General features: G+C 69.0%; 15 protein-coding genes. 4 read left to right on the top strand and 11 right to left on the bottom strand.

From position 1 onward, the window contains the following. Positions 1-192 precede the first annotated feature (192 nt). A complete protein-coding gene (locus ACGFU7_RS16205; RefSeq protein ID WP_393696255.1) occupies positions 193-471 on the bottom strand; it encodes a hypothetical protein in 279 nt (92 codons plus the stop codon). Positions 472-820: 349 nt separating this feature from the next. Here ACGFU7_RS16205 and ACGFU7_RS16210 point away from each other — a divergent pair, with 349 nt between their 5' ends. Both ACGFU7_RS16210 and ACGFU7_RS16215 read left to right on the top strand, forming a co-directional pair. Further along, positions 821-1372, top strand: coding sequence for a hypothetical protein (locus tag ACGFU7_RS16210; protein ID WP_393696257.1), 552 nt, complete (start codon positions 821-823; stop codon positions 1370-1372). Between the two features lie 73 nt (positions 1373-1445). After that, positions 1446-1913, top strand: a complete 468-nt coding sequence (locus ACGFU7_RS16215; RefSeq protein ID WP_393696258.1) for a hypothetical protein — start codon at positions 1446-1448, stop codon at positions 1911-1913. 353 nt (positions 1914-2266) lie between these two features. Here ACGFU7_RS16215 and ACGFU7_RS16220 read toward each other — a convergent pair whose 3' ends face one another. Next, a complete protein-coding gene (locus ACGFU7_RS16220) occupies positions 2267-4093 on the bottom strand; it encodes an alpha-L-fucosidase (protein ID WP_393696260.1) in 1827 nt (608 codons plus the stop codon). Positions 4094-4375: 282 nt separating this feature from the next. Beyond that, a complete protein-coding gene (locus ACGFU7_RS16225; RefSeq protein ID WP_393696262.1) occupies positions 4376-5380 on the bottom strand; it encodes a LacI family DNA-binding transcriptional regulator in 1005 nt (334 codons plus the stop codon). Positions 5381-5611: 231 nt separating this feature from the next. Here ACGFU7_RS16225 and ACGFU7_RS16230 point away from each other — a divergent pair, with 231 nt between their 5' ends. Next, on the top strand, positions 5612-6067 hold the full coding sequence (locus ACGFU7_RS16230) for an ABC transporter permease subunit (RefSeq protein ID WP_393696264.1): 456 nt from the start codon (positions 5612-5614) through the stop codon (positions 6065-6067). A 434-nt stretch (positions 6068-6501) separates the two neighbouring features. Here ACGFU7_RS16230 and ACGFU7_RS16235 read toward each other — a convergent pair whose 3' ends face one another. Continuing rightward, a complete protein-coding gene (locus tag ACGFU7_RS16235; RefSeq protein ID WP_393696266.1) occupies positions 6502-6999 on the bottom strand; it encodes a cupin domain-containing protein in 498 nt (165 codons plus the stop codon). 126 nt (positions 7000-7125) lie between these two features. Between ACGFU7_RS16235 and ACGFU7_RS16240 the strand changes: the two genes are divergently transcribed. Next, positions 7126-7410: a hypothetical protein gene (locus tag ACGFU7_RS16240; protein WP_393696268.1), complete on the top strand. Its 285-nt coding sequence runs from the start codon at positions 7126-7128 to the stop codon at positions 7408-7410. A 35-nt stretch (positions 7411-7445) separates the two neighbouring features. Here ACGFU7_RS16240 and ACGFU7_RS16245 read toward each other — a convergent pair whose 3' ends face one another. From ACGFU7_RS16245 to ACGFU7_RS16275, 7 genes are all read right to left on the bottom strand, one after another. Continuing rightward, complete coding sequence (locus tag ACGFU7_RS16245; RefSeq protein ID WP_393696270.1) at positions 7446-8219, bottom strand: IclR family transcriptional regulator; 774 nt, start codon at positions 8217-8219, stop codon at positions 7446-7448. 62 nt (positions 8220-8281) lie between these two features. Then, positions 8282-8548, bottom strand: coding sequence for a hypothetical protein (locus tag ACGFU7_RS16250; protein WP_393696272.1), 267 nt, complete (start codon positions 8546-8548; stop codon positions 8282-8284). A 115-nt stretch (positions 8549-8663) separates the two neighbouring features. Beyond that, complete coding sequence (locus tag ACGFU7_RS16255; RefSeq protein ID WP_393696274.1) at positions 8664-12761, bottom strand: hypothetical protein; 4098 nt, start codon at positions 12759-12761, stop codon at positions 8664-8666. Positions 12762-12770: 9 nt separating this feature from the next. Next, a complete protein-coding gene (locus ACGFU7_RS16260; protein WP_393696275.1) occupies positions 12771-13646 on the bottom strand; it encodes a carbohydrate ABC transporter permease in 876 nt (291 codons plus the stop codon). Next, a complete protein-coding gene (locus tag ACGFU7_RS16265) occupies positions 13643-14605 on the bottom strand; it encodes a carbohydrate ABC transporter permease (RefSeq protein WP_393696277.1) in 963 nt (320 codons plus the stop codon). Before ACGFU7_RS16265 ends, ACGFU7_RS16260 begins: the two co-directional genes overlap by 4 nt. Then, positions 14602-15909: an ABC transporter substrate-binding protein gene (locus ACGFU7_RS16270; protein WP_393696279.1), complete on the bottom strand. Its 1308-nt coding sequence runs from the start codon at positions 15907-15909 to the stop codon at positions 14602-14604. The genes ACGFU7_RS16265 and ACGFU7_RS16270 overlap by 4 nt, the downstream gene beginning before the upstream one ends. Continuing rightward, the gene (locus tag ACGFU7_RS16275; protein ID WP_393696280.1) at positions 15906-18827 is read right to left on the bottom strand and encodes a family 78 glycoside hydrolase catalytic domain; all 2922 of its coding nucleotides are present in this window, start codon (positions 18825-18827) and stop codon (positions 15906-15908) included. Before ACGFU7_RS16275 ends, ACGFU7_RS16270 begins: the two co-directional genes overlap by 4 nt. Positions 18828-18883: the final 56 nt, after the last annotated feature.

Here is an 18883-nt window from a genome sequence, read left to right on the forward strand (position 1 = left end):
CACAGGAGGCACCATGCGTCTGCACCGCATGGTCACCGGGGCGGCGAGCGGCAGCCGCTCGCCGGCGTCGTGGCCCTCCACGACCCACCGGGTACGCCTGGGACGCGCCTCGGCTGCGAGTTCACCATCCCTGCGGCGGCGCGCGGCGTACCAGGCGCATCCGAAGCCGACCGCGGGGGCAGCACCGAGCGGTCACAGGGCCTGGCTCTCGTGGCGGCGTTGGGCAACCTCCTCGCGCCCCGGCGGAGTGAACGACGACAGCGCACGCAATACCTTGTCGTACGCCGCATCTTCATCGAAGACCCGCTGCTCGACCCCGTTCTCGTGGCGGAAGCACTTCGGGTGGACGGAGTCGAAACCGTCTGCGTCGAGGCCTTCCGTCTCGGCCGGCCCTGTCGCTCGAACACACTGCGTCGAGTCGACTGGGCCGGTGAGTTCATGCGCACTGGATGCGTAGTCGATGTAATACACGGCGTGACCTCGGGCGTGGCGGTTTTTTTCCGGTTCGGCCCACCGTTGACCGGAGGACCCGGTGGCCTCCCCACAAGGACGGACTCCTCCTTTCCGAGGTCGGTCACCGGGGCAAGGAATTTCTTCTTCAGCGATGTGGGTAAACCGCACGTAGACTGGCCGAGGTGGAGTCGAACGCCATTTCCCTCTGGAAAGGGCGACCGCGATGACCGATCAAGCGCAGTCGAATCGGCTTGCGGGCGGCTCGCCGGGGACAATCGCTCCTGACCGAGGGATGCGCGCGTTTGAGTCAACGCCCCTGGGGCAGCCGCCGATCGCGGGATCATGGCTGACCTGAATGGAGGGCCAGGTGTCCACAGGAATCATTATTGCCATCGTCGTCGTAGTGGTGCTTATTGCGCTCGCGCTGGTTTTGCGGCTTGCCATTCGGCGCAGACAGCTCCGGGAGCGCTTCGGGCCGGAATACGAGCGCACCGTTGAATCCGGGGACAGCCGCATGGCGGCAGAGCGCGATTTGCGCGAGCGTGAACAACGCCATGACGAGCTCGACGTGAAAGCGCTGACCCCGACGGCCCGGCAACAGTACGCGCAGCAATGGAACGGCGTGCAGGAACACTTCGTCGACAGCCCCGAAGAGGCTGTCGGAGAGGCGGATCAACTGGTGACCCGGCTCATGAGGGAACGCGGTTACCCGACCGAGGGGTACGAGCAGCAGGTGAAGGACCTGTCCGTCGAACACGGACGCACGCTGGAACATTACCGCTCGGCCCACGAGGTCAACACACGGACCAGCGGCCAGCGAACGACCACTGAGGAACTGCGGAGCGCGATGGTGCACTATCGCGCGCTTTTCGATGATCTGCTCAGCAACGGCGAAAAGCCGGGGACGCAGCGCACGTGACCATGGCGTCCACGGTGACGGAAGGCAAGGAGCGAGTGCCCGACGGAGCTGCTGCCGGACGAGGTGGAGAAACATGCAGCGTGAAGACAGAGGAACAGACGACCACGGTGGTGCGACGAGGCAAGGCCTGAGTACAGAGGATCTTGCCGGTCCTCGGGAAGGTGCCGAGGCAGGTCGAGGCAGCGAGTCACCGGCCTCCGGGAATGAGGCCGCGTCGGCGGGGCCGGCGGCCGGCACACCGCAGCCTTCGGCGCCGGAACAGGCTAAGGAGAACGAGCCACTCCTCGGGCCCGAGGAGGCCGAGGAGTTCCACACCAGATGGAAGGCGATCCAGACCGCATTCGTCGACGATCCGCAGGATGCCGTCCGTTCGGCCGATGCATTGGTCGCCGAGGTCATGCAGTCGCTCGCCGGTTCATTCGCATCCCGGAAGGAAGGGCTTGAGAGCCAATGGGGCCGTGGAGAGGAGGTCCTCACCGAGGACCTGCGGATAGCACTTCAGCGCTACCGTTCGTTCTTCAACCGCCTGCTCAGTACGTGACGGCAACAACCGCCGCGTCGCGTCGTCGTTGACGGTCGTGCAACCGCTCGACCTGCACTGACAGGACGACATCAGCGGATTCCGGGATCAGGTCCCGGAGCCGACCGAGAGTGGGGCGCGGGAGGCGGGTACGGCTGTCCCGCAATCGTCGTCGGGCTGGATGAGGCGTGAGCCGTCGACGTGTGACGTCACGCCCAGGGTTCTGTCGCCCTCTCGGCCAGTCCGGCTCGGTCACGTGATGCCGAGGATGGACGGCGGTCGGCGCCCCGCCCACCGACGGTATCCGTAGCCGGCAACGGTGGGCGGGGCGCACCTGGCCCCGGGAGGGGCCGGGGTACGGAGAAGGCCAGGCGTCAGCCGTGGCTCCTCGGGTTGCCCGTGGCTACCTCGATCGAGTCGATCCCCAGCTTCTTGTAGTACGCCGGGACCGTCTCCAGTGCCCACGTGCTGTCGACGTGCAGCCGGATGTAGCGCGCCCTCGTGTTGAGGTCGATGAAGCGCACCGCCTTCGCACTCTCCATCTCGGCGGCTGCGATCTCCGTGTGCCAGTTCCTGCCGTTGTCACTGACCTCCACCCAGTAGTCCTTTATCCGGGCAGTGTCCTCCTTGCGGCCGAAGGTCTCGCGGTTCTGCGTGGGCGACCACTCGCGCTGGTTGACCGCCAGGTAGGCCACCTCGCGGATTTCGCGGAGGTCGAGGGTGATTGTGACCGGGATCGTGTTGTCGGCGTCCCAGTACGTGGTGAAGTCGTCGTCCACCAGGTTCGAGGCGGGGAAGCCGGCCTTCTCGGCGGTGGCGGTCGCCCTGATGTGGCCCCCCGACAGGATGTGGTCGCGCCGGCCTGTCGTCCTGATGCGCAGGACCGTGTCGTACTCGTCCCACGCCGATTCGGGGATCGAACGGATCGTCACCGTGCCGTCCTCCTGGACGAACGGCAGCCTGCGGCCGGTGCGCAGGTCCTCCACGCGGACAATCTCGTAGCCGTTGTCGCGGACCTTCAAGAAGGTGTCGGTCGTCGGGCGGGTGGTGACATGCAGGTACTGGAGCCTCGGGTTGTGGCGGGCGACCGTCACCGCGGCGAAGGCGCCGTCGTTCAGCCATCCCGGCTGGAGGCCGCCGTACATGTAGCCGCCGCCCTCGGTGTTCCCGACGGACTCCCATATCTGGTCGAACCAGTCGCCCACGAAGTTGTTGAACGCTTCGATGTTCGGGGTGAAACGGCCGTTGTGCTGGGCGCCTTCGGCGATCAGTGAGCGGATCGAGGCGCCCGCGTTGCTGATGACCCGACGGATCGTCAACGGGTAATCCACGGTGTTGTTCTTGCCCTGGTACCACCAGTTGCCGCCGACGGTGAAGCAGCCCTCGGCCAGTCGCGGCAGCGGCGTCCAGGTGGCGGCGGAGTAGTCGTAGTTGGGCAGCATCCCGGTCTTCTGTTCATGGCTGACCATGTCCATGATCGGGGTGTCTTCGTTGTTGTTGCTGAGCGTCATGTCGGGACGCTCGGCACGGATCCGCTCGTAGAGGCCGTTGTCCTCCCAGTAGGCGTTGTCGTTGTCTATCCAGAAACCGGCCAGGTCCGGGTAGTTGTTCATCAGCTCGATGAAGACGTCGTACGAGTACTCACCGAAGCCGTCGCGCGTGGTGAGGTCGACTGTCCTGCCCTTGTACGCGGAGTAGGCGGCCGAGTCGAAGGACTCGTGCCCGGTCTCGTTGTGCCACTGCGGGTCGTCGGTGACGTAGCAGATGACCTTGAGGCCGCTCTTCTTGCCGGCCGCGATGAGCTCACCGAGGAAGTCGCGCTGGGTCGAGGGGCTGCCGGGGACCTGCGAGGGCCAGGCACGGGCGTAGCCCAGGCGGCTGTGGAAGGTCACCAGGACCATGTACGAGGCCTTGAGCTTGAGCGCCTCCTGGACCCAGTACTCCGGGTTCCAGCCGGAGTCGGTGACGTCCGCCTCCCATTCGGCCACATCGGTGAAGGCGGGGCTGGTGAACATGCCCCAGTGCAGGAACAATCCGGTGCGCGCCAAGTGCAGCCAGGGGTGGTCCTGGTACAGGGGCGGCGTGGGTGCCGGCTTGGTGAGTGTGGCCGCGGACGCGGATCCTGCGGCGCCGAGACCGGCCGTCGCGCCGGCCACGGCGATACTCGCGGCCAGGAAGCCTCTTCTGCCGATAGTGCTCATGCGGGTGTGCTCCTCGTATGCGCTGAGATGAAGCGGTCGGATGAACCGGACGGCACCGGGGAGTGAGGTGCCTTCTCCCCGGAGGACTTGATGGGGCCCGGTGCGAGCCCGGGCGCGGCGCGCGTCGTCAAGCGGGCATGGCTGTGGCGCGCTCGTCGACTGCTTGGCGCGGTGACGTCGTGGTCGTGGTGCTGGTACCGGTATCGAAGCGGAGCCAGGACGGACCTGTACGGGAGGGGGCGGCCGCTCCGCCCAACAGGCCTCTGATGCCCGGGCGTTGGCTCAGGCGGATGCGCGGATCACGAGGTTGGGCACGATCACCGTCTCGTGGGGGCGCTTCTTCGACATGAGCGCCTCCACCTGGCGCACCGCTGCACGTCCCAGGTGCTGTTTGTCGATGTGGAGTGTGGTGAGCTGGGGGTCGACCAGCTCGCCCAGGGCCAGCCCGTCGCAGCCCACGAAGGCGATGTCCCCGGGTACGGACAACCCTTGGGCCAGAGCCTTGCGCATGGCGCCGATGGCGATCAGGTCGTTGTACGCGACGACCGCCGTGGTCTCAGGGCGCTCGGCCAGCAGCCGGTCCATGGCCTCGGCTCCGCCGTCGAGGGAGTTCTCGGCAGGCAGGACACAGCTCTCGTCCATGGACAGTCCCTGCTCGGCCGCCACCTTCAGGAACAGGCCGTGCCGGGTGTGCTGGAGCCTGGCGTCGGTGTTCGCACGGTCGTCCAGCATGGCGATCCTGGAGTGGCCGCGGGTGACGAGATGGCCGATTGCCTGCCGGATCCCCGCCTCGAAGTCGATGCGGATCCCGCCCACGGAGGGCGGCGGGGCATCGTGGTCGAGCAGGACGAAGGGGATCCCGGAGGCGCGGATACGGTCCATCGCCTCGGGGTCGAGCATGAACGCCACGCACGCGTCGACGTGTTCGGCCACAGTGTCGGCGACCGAGGACTCCCGCTCCGTGGCATGTCCCGTGCTGTAGACGGCGACCTGCCAGCCCAGCTCGTCGGCGGCCTCCATCACGCCCGCCACGACCTCGGGGAAGAAGGGGTTGAGGACGTCGGCGATGACGAGCCCGAGCGTGGTGACCCCCTGGCTGACCATGCCGCGGGCGAAGCGGCTCGGCCGGTAGCCCATCGCCCGGGCGACATTGAGCACACGCTGCCGGGTCTCCGGGTCGATCTCGGGTTTGTCGTTGATCGCCCGGGACACGGTCTGCCGGGACACCCCGGCGGAGCGGGCCACGTCGTCGATCGTGACGCGTCGTGGCTTGCTGACAGCAGACAAGTCTCTTGCCCTTCTTACCCGGGCTCACCACGGCCGACGATCCGGATTCGGGACACGGAACGTATCCGGTTCGCCGTGGCTCAGTGATGGCCCGAGAGGAATGAAACGGACTGTGAGTGCTCACGGGAGCGGTCCCGGGAGCGGTAACGAGTCATGATTCTGACCCCGGGCGAGGCTGTCAATACGCCTCGTAGCCTTCTGATTCATTCCTGCGCGACCTCTTGACAGGCCATGGGCGGCGCGCTGAAAGTCTCCCGTGAGCGCTCACGGGAGCGATCACGTATCGGTCGGGGACGAACGAGCCGCTGCCCTGCCACCGCCATCTTCGCCGGATTCGTACGCAGCGTGCCGATCGAGCTGGAACAGGCCGCGGCCATCGACGGCGCGGGCTGGTTCGCGACGTTCTGGCGCATCATCTTTCCGCTGCTGCGACCGGCCACCGCGAGCTCCGTGATCTTCTTCGGAGTCTGGATCTGGAACGACTTCCTGAATCCGCTGATCATCCTCGGCCCCGGCAACGGCGCCGCGGTCACCACCGGCATCTATCGCTCCATCGGCCAGTACCAGGCGGACTTCGGGAGCGTCTTCGGCCTGATGTTCCTTTCGTCGCTGCCGGTGCTCGTGCTCCACCTCGTCCTGCAGAAGCAGTTCGTGAAGGGTCTTACGGGCGGGGCGACGAAGGGCTGAGCGCCGCGCGGGGGAGCGGTGGTGGGCGTAGGCGCGTCAGGCGCACTGGTCGCCGTGCGGGGGACGGCCTGTCCGATGGCCTCGGTGATGGTGGAGCGGCCCGCTCCGTACAGCTCGGCGCGTGCGGGAGCTGGGTGCGCAGGTGGACCAGGGTAGGCAGCACCCGGTCGATGACGACCGGTTCGAGTTTGCGTGCGGCCCCGGCCGCACGCCGACGCTCCCCGCCCCGCCGCTGGTGCGGCGCGGACTCCCGCCGCGCCTGCCACGCAGGGGCCAACTCCTCGATCGAACCGCCAAGATGTGCACGCGAGATGCCGGTGAAGGCAGGATGAGGCACGGCCGCACGGGCCCACTTCTTGGTCACACTCGAAGAACCCGTGCGGCCACCCGCACGTCACGGCCGTCGTTGCGATCTTCGACAGCCATCGGCATCGCTATGCGCGTGCGGCATCCCAGACCGCGCTGGTCCCGAAATAGGAGTCGTACAGTTCCTGGACTTCGAGGAGGCTCTCCGGCGGCACCTTGCCGTAGTGGATGCGCTCAAGATGGCGGAAGTACTCGAAGCGCTCCACCCCGGGCGTGATGATGACGAGCATGTCCGCGATCTCGCCCGGCGCGGCGGCGAAGGCATGCTGTATGCCGGGCGGTACGACGACCACGTCCCCGCGCTCCGCGGTGACCACTTGGTCGCCGGACAGTAGCTGGGCGGTGCCGTCGAGGACGTAGAACATCTCGGCGGACTTGCCGTGGTGGTGCGGACGGGCGCCGTTCGCGCCCTTGCCGAGGGTGACTCGCATGGTGGAGAGCGCGCCACCCGTGGCGGGGCTGTCGACGAGCAGCTGGTTGGTCACCGGGCCGCCCGCGCCGGTCAGTTCGGCGTCAGCAGCGCGTACGACGACGGTTTCGTCGAAGTCCGGGATGAAGAGAGACATCACTTACTCCTGAATTTTTGATCCCGCCGAAACGTACGCCATGTGCCTGGTCGAAGGCCACAGCGGCTTCTGCCGGACAGTGATCACCCACCAGCCGAACGGTCGGGCGGGCACGCCCCGGTTTCGATGGCCGACAACGCCGCTGCACCGGCTTCCGCGGGAGGGAGCTGCCCGCAGTGCTGCGGTCGGGGACTCGCGCTGTCCACAGGGCTGCGGCTGCGGGAGTTCGCCTACCTGCTGCCCTGGGAGACTCTCGCGCTGCCGCCGGAGCCGACCGGGGTGCCGAGCCCGTTCCCGGTGCCGGCCGACGTCACCAAGGGCCGCAAGTTCCGGACCACTTGGATGTCCTGCGAGGCCCTCGCAGATCAGCCGTCGGGTGCCGGAGTCCCAGGTCGGTCCCTCGCCCAGTGAGGCGCCTGCCTGTACGGCTGCCTCGAGGCAGGCCGTCAGCTGCCGTCCCGGTACCCGAGACGTTGCGACAGATCGGCGGCGCCCTTCGTGGCGAGCTGAGCCAGTTCCTCCTGGCGGGCATCGCTCCAGCGGATCATCGGTACGGAGACGGAGAGCGCGGCGACGACCCGACCCGAGCGGTCGCGGACCGGCGCGGCGACACAGCTCACGTCAGGGTTGGACTCACGGCTCTCGACGGCGATGCCCCGCTCACGGATGGCGGCGAGCGCCTCGCGCAGGGCGCCCGGATCGGTGATGCTGTGCGGTGTCATGGCGACCAGCTCGGCACCGTCGGGCACGCGCGAGCTGAGCTCCTTCTCGGGCAGCGAGGCGAGGAGCACCTTGCCCACAGAGGTGCAGTGCGCGGGCAGCCGACGCCCGGTGGCGGAGACCATGCGGACGGCGTGCGTGGAGTCGACCTTGGCGATGTAGATGACGTGTGTGTCTTCGAGGATCGCCACGTGCACTGTCTCGTCGCAGGTCTCGGCGACGGAGCGTGCGACCGCCTGGCCCTCGGCGGCGAGGTCGAGCTGTTCCGCGTACCGGCTGCCCAGCTGGTAGGGGCGTACACCGAGGCGGTAGTAGCCCGGCCGCTCGGGCACCGGGGTGATGTAGGAGCGTACGGCGAGTGTGGTGACCAGTTCGTGCACCGTGGTGCGGGGCAACTGCAGCTTGCGGACGATGTCGGGGGCGGAGAGTGTGCCGTCGCCTTCCAGGAAGAGCTCGAGTATGTCCAGAGCCCGGGTCACGGCCGGTACGAGGCGTCCCATGAAGGGCCCCTCCTTCGCGTTCGGTATTTCAACAGTCGCCCGATATGACGAACACAGGCTACTCATGGCGAGGTTGGCCCGGCAATGGCCGTGGCTCGAGTCAAGGGGACCGAGGACGCGACGAACAGGCCGAAGAGCGTGATCGGCAGCAGGCCGACCGGACGCAGCAGCCACGCGGGACCCTCCTGCGACCGCGGCCGGTTGACGATCCAGTGCGCGATGACGGCCACCACCATCACACCACTCGCCGACCGGATGCCTTCCGGCCGCACGAGTCCCGCCAGCGCTCCGACCAACGGATCGAGGACCACCGAGCGGACGAAGAACACCTGCGGGGGGACCGGGACGAAGGTCGCATGGACATGGATCCCGCCACGGCGGAGCCGGTCGCGACGATCACCGTGATCTCTTCACGCGTTCTTGACGGGGTGGGCAAGGGCGGTGTCAAGACTGCCCCTGACCCCCGTCGGAGTCACCGACCCGCAGCCGTACGGGACCCAGCAAGCCGCTGACACGTTGCCCCGGGAAGACGAAGTGGGTCGGGCTCGTCGCGTCCAGGTGCGGTGCCAGCGTCCCGAACACGGTGATGTCGAGGGTATTGGTGCCCGGCCCGGCCAGGCCCGTCAGATCGAAGACGTACGGGGAGCACACCCGCACCCCAGCGGCGGCGCCGCCGACCCGTACCTCCGCCGTCCCGCGGACCCGTCCGAGGTCGAGCGACACATGCCCCGCGGCGAGGTCGGCGGGCACGGTCACCACGCGGCGGTACCGCACACCGCCGCTGTACTCGGCGAGCCCATGCGTCTCCCAGTCACCGACGCGAATCCGCCCGGGTCCGGCCTCGCAGCGCACCGGACCGGCCAGGGCGGCGCCACCCTCGTACCCGGGGCGCGTCCGGATGCGCAGGGCCGCGGTTCGAGGCCCGGACGGGCCACCGGCCGACAGGTCGACCGTCACAGTCAGCACGCCCCGGGGGTCGACGGCGGTGTCGGGTGCAGTGCACTCGGAGCCGTCCACGAAGACAGTCGTTTCGCCGTGCACGCGCGCCGTCAACCGGGTGGCACCGGGCGGCAGTTCGCACCACAGCCACTCCACCGATTCCCGGCGCCCCGGGGCCGCGAACCGGACCGGCACCACCGTGCCGTCGTCCGCGTCCGGGTCCAGCCAGGCGGCGCCCGGCAGCGGATGGGGGCGGCGGCGGAGATACAGGGCGGCCGGGTCACCCACCGGCTCGCGTCGCACTGTGACCGGCATGCGTCCTGCCGTACTCTCGGCCCACCACCGGGCGTCGCTGTGCAAAATCGTGACACGGTCGCCGGTCCCGTCGTCGAAAACCGCGTCCACCAGGACCGCGCGGTCGCCGCCCCCGGACGTCTCCACCGTGATGTCGTTGTCACCGATGCGCAGGGCCGCCGCCACGTCATGCCGTCGCACGCGTGGGATCGTATGTTCGGCGTAGGGGTCGAATCCGCCCTGCCTGCCCACCACTTGTCCATTGACGCGCAGTACGCAGGTCACGCGCGCGGCCACTTGGACGACGGCCCGGCCGGGGCGGGCCGGGAGATGCAGCGTCGTGCCCATCGTCCCGGACGCGTAAATCCACTCCGGCCGCCGGTACCGCTCCGGATCACGTACGAGCGCCACATGTGCCCGCAGATCCACGTCCTGATCAGGCGTCAGTTCCAGTTCGAGCCGATGGCGGCCGGCCTCCACTCCTGCCGGGCCCATCGCGAGGTGGCCCCCGTCGTCCAGGGCGACGGGGGAGCCGTCGAGCCGGGCCCGCTTCGTCGCCGCGGCCCCGATCGCGAGGTGTCCGTCGAAGGCCTCGTCGAGGAGCAGCTCCACGCGCAGCCGCGTCATCTCTCCGGCGGCGGTGGGGCCGATATGTACGAACTCCTCCGGCACATGGCCCTTGGGCCCCAGGGCGGCACGGTGGATCGGATCCTTGTGCACACCCAGGGTGTCGGACCATTCGAGAACCGACAGGACGTCGTGGCCGGGGCCGCCGCGGAGCACGACCGCGTGCGGCCCGAACGTCGCGTGGACCGTGTCTCTGACCAGCTCATCGGCGCCGTCCGGCATGGCCCAACCATCCCGTACGCCGTCCTCTCCGGCCGCTTCCACCCGGTGGCGGAAGGTCCGGCACTCGGTGACGGCCGGGCCTGTGGGTGGGCCACTCGCGGGTCGGGCGAAGTCGCCCCAGGTGTTGTCGAGGGTCGGCACGAGCGTCATGTCCCAGACCGCGTCCGCAGGGATCTCGATGGTGGTGACGGCCGGTGCGGCGCCGGGCGGGCCGGGTGCGCCGGACGCTTCGGTCGTGGCCGTCGCCCGGGTCCGCGCCGGAAAGACCAGCACCGCTGCGGGGCCCGTATCGAAGGGGACATCGACCTCGACGGACCTGGCACCGTCATCGGCGGGACGTACCGGCAGCGTCCGGGAAGCGCCGCCGAACGGGTCCACCAGGACGGCCGGGCCCGCCACGTCCCGCACCCGCACTCTTGCGGCGCGCGCGTAGCGGCCCTGGTCGAAGTCGTATCGGACATCCAGCCAGCCCAATGCGGCGCCCCGCTCGTCGGGAGCCGCGACGGCCGCCCGCGTTGCCCGTGGGGCGGCGGCGGTCAGGAACACCACCGTGGCACCGTCCACACGACGCGCGAGTGCGGGGACCGGGGCCCGGACCGCCGGGTGCGCCCCCGCCAGCGCCGAGGCGAGCGAGTCGGCGGGATCGTCCGATGCGGGGACGAAAACGGCCCGGCCGTCCGCGAAGCACGCGCGCAGCTCGGCAAGCACGCCGGCTGCGCCGGGGCCGATGACGTGCTCGGGGAGGGTGCCGAGCGCGATCAACTTCCCACCGGCGGCGGCGAATTCGGTGAGCCGATGTGCCGTGTCCCGCTCCAGGACTGTGCATGCCGGCAGCATGATCGTGGTGTATGCCTCGTCCGCGACCCTCAGCCGTACGCCGCCGTCGGACGGCGCTACCCGGGCGCGCGCCACGGACGCGTCGTCGATGACATCGGCGTCGAGGCCGAGACGGTCCATGACGCCCGGACGGGTATGGAACCAGGCCATGTCACCGGTGAGTTGGAGATACGTCGACTGAGCCCGCGCCGCCGCATCCGTGACCCCGTCCAAAGCGGTACCTGCCTGGGCCGTGGTGGTGGGCAGCAGGATCGCGATGTCGCACAGATGGTGGCCGAGGCTCAGGATCGCGCACAGCCGGGTCACGGCGTCGGCGAAGACGCGGTGGTGGCGCCAGTACGGCTGACGCCAGTCGGTTGCGGGCGGTGCCCACTCCCACCAGCCGCCCTTGGTCGTGTAGTAGACGGCATGCGGGTTGTAGAGGGTCGCACCGGCGCGGAGCCAGGGCAGCAGCCAGTCGAACGTCTCCTCCAGCGTGCCGCCCCAGCCGGTGGAGTGGAAGGCCTCGATCCAGGTGCGGGGACGGCCGTACAGATGGGCGAGCGAGGAATGGATACGGGCGTCCCCATGGTGGTCGGAGCCCGGAGCCGAGAACCAGCGGTGGGTGCGCGCGTAGTCGGCGTACAACTCCACGCCCGCGACGGGGTGTCCGGCACGGGCCGGGTCCTGCTGGTCGCAGCCGATGAGCAGGCCGTGCCGGTCGTGCCAGGCGGCCAGCGGGCGGAAGAACGCCTCCTCGGCCAGCTCGGCGCGGGTCACCTGATAGTCGCGCCGTATCCGGTGGGCGTCCGGATCCGTGCTGTCGTCGTACAGGGCGTCGAGCCGTGCGGTGATGTCGTACCCGCGAAGGCGCAGAAAGGCGTCGGCGAAACCGGTGGACCAGGTGGGCAGGGACGGCAGCTCGTCCTGGAACGAGCCGACGACGACGGTGCCGAGCCGGTGACCGAGGCGGCGCTCGAACTCCCCGTGCACCCGGTCCAGCAGCGCCGCGCACGCCTCGGCGCCGAGGTAGTCGAAGCCGACCTTCGCATGATGATGGAGTGTCAGGTGCCAGCGTCCCGGGCCCGGCGCCCGTACGACTCCGTCGTCCACCGCGACCGGGACCGCCGGGCCGACGGGCCGGCCGGCGGCGTCGACCGGTTCGGCGCGGCCCGCGAGAGGCCGGCCGTCCGGGGGACACCGCAGCTCTGCCGTCCGTATCGCTGTGGAGTCGACGACGGCACGCACGCGGTCGAGCCGACGGCCCGCATGGGCGGGCTGTTCATCGACGAGGCGCGCCTGGAGATCGGCACCGGAGAAGCCGAGCTGATCGTAGAACCACAGGCTGACGCCGACTTCGCGGGCGTCGTCGCACACGCCGTCGAGCAGGGCCCACCACGCATCGGACATAAAAGGCGGGTCGTCGGCGTCGGAGCCGAACAGGGGTCCCGAAGGCGCCAGGTTGAGGAGCACGAGGTTGTGCACACCGCCCTCCGTGAACCGTTCCAGCTGCGCCCGCAGCCGTGCGCGGTCGAGCCGTTCCCCGCTCCACCACCAGATGGCTGTGGGCGAGAAGGCGCGCGGGGGTTCGGCGAGTACCGCCGCGATGCCCGGGGGGAGTGCTGGGTGCACCGGGTGTGTCATGAGATGTCCTCAGCCCTTGAGACCGCCCGCGAAGCCCTTGATCACATAACGCTGGAGGACCACGAACACCACCAGGATCGGCAGAGCGGCGAGCACCAGCCCGGCGAAGACGAGTCCGTAGTCGGAGACGTACTGGCCGACGAACGCGAACACACCGACGGGCACGGTCTCCTTGTCGGAGCCACCCAGGTACAGCAGCGGGGTGAAGAAGTCGTTCCAGATGAACACGGCGTTCAGGATGATCACGGTGCCGGTGATGGGGCGCAGCAGGGGGAAGACGATCCGGGTGAACGCCTGCCGGTGGTTGCAGCCGTCGATGAGTGCAGCCTGCGCGTAGTCCTGCGGCAGGGCCCGGATGAATCCGGTGTACAGGAAGACGGTGAACGGCAGTTGGATGCCCGTGTAGAAGAACACCATGCCCTGGTACGTGCCGAGCCAGCCCAGGTCGTCGACGAGTTTGTAGAGAGGGATCATGCCGAGCTGGAACGGCAGCACGATGCCCAGCAGGAACAGGATGTACAGGCCGTAGCCGATACCGCGGGCGCGGCGCGCGAGGTAGTAGGCCCCCGTGGAGCCCAGGACGACAAGGAGCAGCAGACTCACAGCGGTGATGACCGTGCTGTTGAGCAGGGCGGGCCCCAGCGACGCGGAGGACCAGGCGTTGCCGAAGTTGGCGAAGGTGGGAGGGGAGGGCAGCGAGAGGGGCGAGTCGGAGATCTGCTGGGGATCCTTCATCGCCAGGGTGATCAGGGCGTAGACCGGGAACAGGAACACGACGGCGACGGCGATCATGACCAGTTCGAGGGCGTACTGCCCGTACCGCGGCCTGCGGCCTCTGCGCCGGGGTTTCTGTTTCGCGGGTCCGCGGGTCGATGCGGTGCTCATGCGGTGACCTCCCTCGCGCGCAGGTAGCGGAGCTGGACCAGGGAGACCGCGGCGACGAACAGCGCGAGGACGAGGGCGACGGCGGTGCTGTAGCCGAACTTCCCGTAGACGAACGCTTCCTTGTACAGCACGGTCGACAGCGTCTCGCTGGAGGTGCCGGGGCCGCCGTTGGTGGCGGCGTAGACCTGGTCGAAGAGTTTGAGTCCGCCGATGGTCGACAGCATGAGGTTGATCGTCAGGGCCGGGGCCAGCAGCGGCCAGGTGACATGGCGGAAGCGCTGCCAGGAACCGGCGCCGTCGATTCTCGCGGCCTCGTGGAGTTCGGCGGGTACGCCCTGGAGACCGGCGAGGAAGACGACCATCGAGTAGCCGGCGTACTGCCACACGACCATCGCCGCGACGGACCACAGGGCGAGCGAGGGATCGCCGAGCCAGTCCTGACGCAGACCGCCGAGTCCGACCGCGCCGAGAACACCGTTGAGACCGGCGCCGTTCTCGGGGTTGTAGACGTACTTCCACAGGATCGCGACCATCACGGGGCTGACGACGGCGGGCGCGAAGAAGATCAGCCGCAGCAGCGCGCGGGACTTGATGTTGCCGTGGACACCGAGCGCGAGCAGCAGGCCGACGCCGTTCTGGACGACGACCACGGCGATGGTGAGCAGCAGCGTGTTGCCGACGGACTCCAGTGCCCGGCTGTCGTCGAGCAGGGCGCGGAAGTTGTCCAGGCCGGTGAAGGAGAAGCCGCCGATGCCGGACCAGTCGGTGAAGGCGTACATCACCCCGGCCAGGCTCGGGTACAGGACGACGACGCCGTAGACGACGAGCGCCGGGACCACGAAGATCCACGTCGGGGCGGTGTGATCGCGGTGCCGGACCGGGCGGCCGGAGCCGGTCTGCGATTTGCCTCCGGCCTTGCCGACCGTGCCGGAGGCGGTCTGCTCGGACGTGGGCGTCACGATTTCTTCCCGTAGGCCTCGTCCATCTGTCCCAGGGCGCCGTCGACGTCCGTCTTTCCTGCGAGCAGGTTCTGTACGGCGGCGAAATGGGCGGGCTGCACCTCGGCGTTGGGCCAGCTCTGGTCCATGAAGGGGACGGCCCGGTTGCCGTCGATGATGGGCAGGAAGTCATTGAGGACGGGGTCGATCCTGGTGGACGCATCGCGCTTGAACGGGATCGCGGCGACGGACTGTGCCCAGCGGTTGACGTTCTCCTGCTTCCCGAGGAATTCGATGAACGCCTTTGCCCCTGCTGCCTTCTTGGACCGTGCGGAGACACCGAGACCGACGACGATGCCTGCCGGGATCCACGGAGTCGCGGCGTCGTCACCGCCGGGGAACGGGAACATGCCGAGGTCGTCCGGTGTCCGGGTGGCCTGACGGAAGTTGGCGAGTACGGCGGAGACCTGGACGGCCATCGCCGCCTTACCGCTCGCGACCATCGAGGTCTGCTGCTCGTACGTCGTTCCGTTGGGGTTGTCGTTGAAGAAGCCCCGGCGCTGCAACTCCTGGTACTTGCCCATCGCATCGGCCCACCCGGAGCCGCGGAAGTGCGCCTTTCCGGCAGCCATCTCGGCGTCGAAATCGGGGTTCTTCGCGTAGACGGCGTTGGGGACCAGCGCGTAGGTGATGAGTTGGGTGACCCAGGCAGTCTGCGCCCCGAGCGCGATCGGTATCACGCCCTTGGCCTTCAACTCGGCACAGACGTCGAGAAGTTCACTCCAGGTCTTCGGCGGCTCGACTCCGGCCTTCGCGAAGGCCTTCTTGTTGTAGATGGCGCCGATGACGCTGCTTCCCGCCGAATACAGATATGTCTTGCCCTTGTACCGGTAAGCGGGGTGGAAGTTCGCCGGGACTTCCTTGGTCCATGCCTGGTCGCTGAGGTCGGCGAGCAGCCCGGCCTTGGCCACCTCGACCATGGACATGGCGCTGCCGCTGCCGGGATAGAGCACATGCACATCGGGGGCGTTGCCACCGGCGAGCTGGGTGCGCACCACTGTCTGTACCTGGTCCGTGGGTGCGAAGGAGGTGGAGAACTCTTCGTCGGGGTGGGACTTGCGGTACAGCGCGACGAGCTCCTCGATCGGCTTCTGCTGGTCGGCGACGCCGACGATGCGCAGCTTGCCGGAACCGCTGCCCGAATCCGAGCAGGCCGTCAGTGAGGGGGGAAGGGCAGCGAGCGCCGCGACCCCACCGCCGATACGGAGAAATCCCCGGCGGCCGACCGTGCTCCGGCCCGGCCGGCTGTGAGAACGCGTCGTCATGGTGTGTCCTCCTCGTGCGAACGGGCGGACGATGGTTTCGCCGCCGGTCCTGATGTGCGTCGGCTCGGGATGAGCGAGGGCTCGGGCCGGTCCGCCGGAGGCGTCTCGGCGTGGCCGTCTGCCGGTGGATGAGTCGCGGTGAAGCGGTAGGCGCCCGAGGACACGCGGTAGAGAACGTGGCCGGAGGCGGTCGCGAGCAGCGTGATGTGGCGGTCGTCGGCTCTCGGGGTCACGTCCGATTCGCGGATCGAGCGGGGGTCCGTGGTGGGCACGTACACATCGGCGGTGGCGCCGGGTGGCACCAGTACACGCAGGGCGAGCCGGCCGCCGTGCCTCTCCCAAGCCACCTCGACGGTGCCGCGTACCGATTCGTGGCGGGCGCTCGCGTGGCGCAGGGCACCGGGGCGGGGCCGTATCCGTAGCTGCCGGTATCCGGTGGAATCCGGCGCCTGGTCGAGGCCGGCGACACCGCGGTAGAGCCATTCTCCGATCGAGCCGAGCGCGTAGTGGTTGAAGGAGTTCATCGACGGTGCGCGGAACCCCGTATCGGGGGTCCAGCCGTCCCACCGTTCCCAGATCGTGGTGGCGCCGTGCCGCAGCGGAAATCGCCATGACGGAACCTCGTCACGGAGCAGGAGCGCATGGGCGAGGTCGGCCCGCCCGTGGGTATCGAGGACGGGCGCGGCGAGCGCGACCCCGAGGAAACCGGTCAGGAGGGCGGGACCGGCCGACTCGACTATTTCGGCGAGACGGTGTGCGGCGGCGCCGACGAGGTCCGCGGGCAGCAACTCGAAGGCGAGCGCGACGAGATATCCGGTCTGGGTGTCCCCTGCGATCCGTACGGCGGGCCCATCGGCAGCGGTGTGCTCGACCGTGACGAAGTGCTCGGCGAACGTACGGCGAATGTCGTCGGCCAGCCGGTGGTACTGATCCGCGACGTCCTTCTGTCCCAGGACATCGGCAGCCTTCGCGGTGAGGCGGGCACTGTGCGCGAAGTGGGCCGTGGCGATGACATCGCGCGGGGTGGGGGTGGAGGGGGCGAGCCAGTCGGAGAAGTGCGGACCAACCCGTCTGCGCCAGACCAGATCCGTGTTGTGACGGTGGATCAGGTCGACCCAGGCGCGCATGGCCTCCAGCGCCCGGGCGAGGAACCGCGGGTCGTCGTAGGCGCGGTAGAGGTGCCACGGGATGATCACACCCGCGTCGCCCCAGCCGGGCGCTCCTTCGTCACAGACTCCCACGAGGCGCGGGGCGACGTTGGTGAAGCCGCCGTCGGGGGTGCGGGCGTCATCGATGTCGCGCAGCCACTTGGTGAAGAACGCGGCGACGTCCGCATTGAGCGCGGCGGTCGGCAGGAAGACCTGGGCGTCGGCCAGCCAGCCGAGCCGCTCGTCGCGCTGCGGACAGTCCGTGGGCACACTCACGAAGTTTGAGCGTTGCCCCCACGCGACACAGTCGTGGAGCCGGCGGAGCCCGGCGTCCGAGCAGTCGAACTCCCCGGCCCACGGGATGTCGCTGTGCAGCGCCACTGCAACGACATCGGACTCGGTCAGCTCAGGGACTCCACTGATCTCGGCGTAACGGAACCCGTGATAGGTGAATCGCGGTTCGAACACGATGTGCCGGCGCCCGTCCCCGATGAGCACATCGGTCGCGGCGGCCGTGCGCAGATTGGCCGTGTACAGCTGGTGCGACTCGTCCAGCACCTCCGCGTGGCGGATCACCGCCCTTGCCCCGGGAGCGAGTTCAGCGATCCGGAGCCGTACACGTCCGGCGAGGTTCTGGCCGAAGTCGACGATGTGGGTATCCGTCGAGATACGCCTGACCGAGCGCGGGCGCAGCTCGGCCATCGCCCGCACGGGCTCGTCGACGGACGCCACGAGCAGGTGGTGGCCGGTGTCCGTGATCAGGGCCGGGGACCAGTGGGTGTCGTCGAAGCCGGGCAGTTCCCAGCCGTCGGCCGCATGCCGCAGGTCATGGCACTCGCCCATCAGCAGATCCGCGTGACGGATGACTCCCGTGCTGGTGCGCCAGGTGTCGTCGGTGACGATCGCGGTGCCGCGGCCGTCCGGACCGGTCAGATGAAGTTCGGCCAGGAACTGGGGGAACGAGCCGTAGTGTGCCCCGGCCCTGCGCGGTTCGAAGCCGACGAATCCGCTCCACCAGCCGTCGGCGACGGTCGCGGCGAGAACGTTCTCACCCTCACGCAGCAACTCGGTCACGTCGTACGTCTGGTACTGGACCCGGCGGTGGTAGTCGGTCCAGCCGGGCGCGAGTTCGGCGTCGCCGACCCGTACGCCGTTGAGCCGGACCTCGTACAGGCCGCGCGCGCTGACAAGGAGCCGGGCATGCGTGCCGGCCGAGCCGGTGAAGGTGCGTCGCAGGACGGGGCACGGGGCGAGCCCGTGGTCGTCGAGGGCGAACTCGCCCTCGGTGGGCGCGTCCAGGACATCGACCGGATGCGGGTCGTGGGTGATCCACGACGCCTGCCACGCCCCGGCGTCGGTGAAGGCCGTCTCGAACCAGGACGTGGCCTCGGCGGGCGCCGTCGTCCCGGCCGGCCAGACGGAGACCCGCCAGTGATAGCGCGTACGGCCCAGGAGAGCGGGTCCGGCGTACTCGACGGCGAGCGCATCGGGATCCGCCACCCGGCCCGTGTCCCACAGGAGTTGACCTTCCCCGTCCAGGTCCTCGGGGTGTTCGGCGACACGGACCCGGTAGGCCACGGGGTCGTCGCCACGGCGGTCGGACGCCAGCCGCCAGGAGAGCCGGGGCGCGGGTTCGTCGATCCCCATCGGGGTGGTGCGGTGCTCGCATCGCAGACCGTACGGCCGCAGCGTCCGGTCTTCGGGACGGCCGGCCGCTGCTCCTTCGGCGGGGCGGTGGGCGGGCACATCCGCTGCCGAGGGACCGGACACGAGCACGTCCTTCCGTCGCACCGATTTTCCCGATGTGAAATCTAACGTTAATTCTG

The organism is Streptomyces sp. NPDC048473, from assembly GCF_043200155.1.
In the GTDB taxonomy this organism is placed as follows: Bacteria; Actinomycetota; Actinomycetes; order Streptomycetales; family Streptomycetaceae; genus Streptomyces.

Coding starts and splice junctions, on each gene's coding strand:
- ACGFU7_RS16215 (WP_393696258.1), top strand. CDS start 1,446: ATGCAGCGTGAAGACAGAGGAACAGACGACCACGGTGGTGCGACGAGG.
- ACGFU7_RS16220 (WP_393696260.1), bottom strand. CDS start 4,093: ATGAGCACTATCGGCAGAAGAGGCTTCCTGGCCGCGAGTATCGCCGTG.
- ACGFU7_RS16230 (WP_393696264.1), top strand. CDS start 5,612: ATGGGCGGCGCGCTGAAAGTCTCCCGTGAGCGCTCACGGGAGCGATCA.
- ACGFU7_RS16235 (WP_393696266.1), bottom strand. CDS start 6,999: ATGTCTCTCTTCATCCCGGACTTCGACGAAACCGTCGTCGTACGCGCT.
- ACGFU7_RS16240 (WP_393696268.1), top strand. CDS start 7,126: ATGGCCGACAACGCCGCTGCACCGGCTTCCGCGGGAGGGAGCTGCCCG.
- ACGFU7_RS16245 (WP_393696270.1), bottom strand. CDS start 8,219: ATGGGACGCCTCGTACCGGCCGTGACCCGGGCTCTGGACATACTCGAG.
- ACGFU7_RS16255 (WP_393696274.1), bottom strand. CDS start 12,761: ATGACACACCCGGTGCACCCAGCACTCCCCCCGGGCATCGCGGCGGTA.
- ACGFU7_RS16260 (WP_393696275.1), bottom strand. CDS start 13,646: ATGAGCACCGCATCGACCCGCGGACCCGCGAAACAGAAACCCCGGCGC.
- ACGFU7_RS16270 (WP_393696279.1), bottom strand. CDS start 15,909: ATGACGACGCGTTCTCACAGCCGGCCGGGCCGGAGCACGGTCGGCCGC.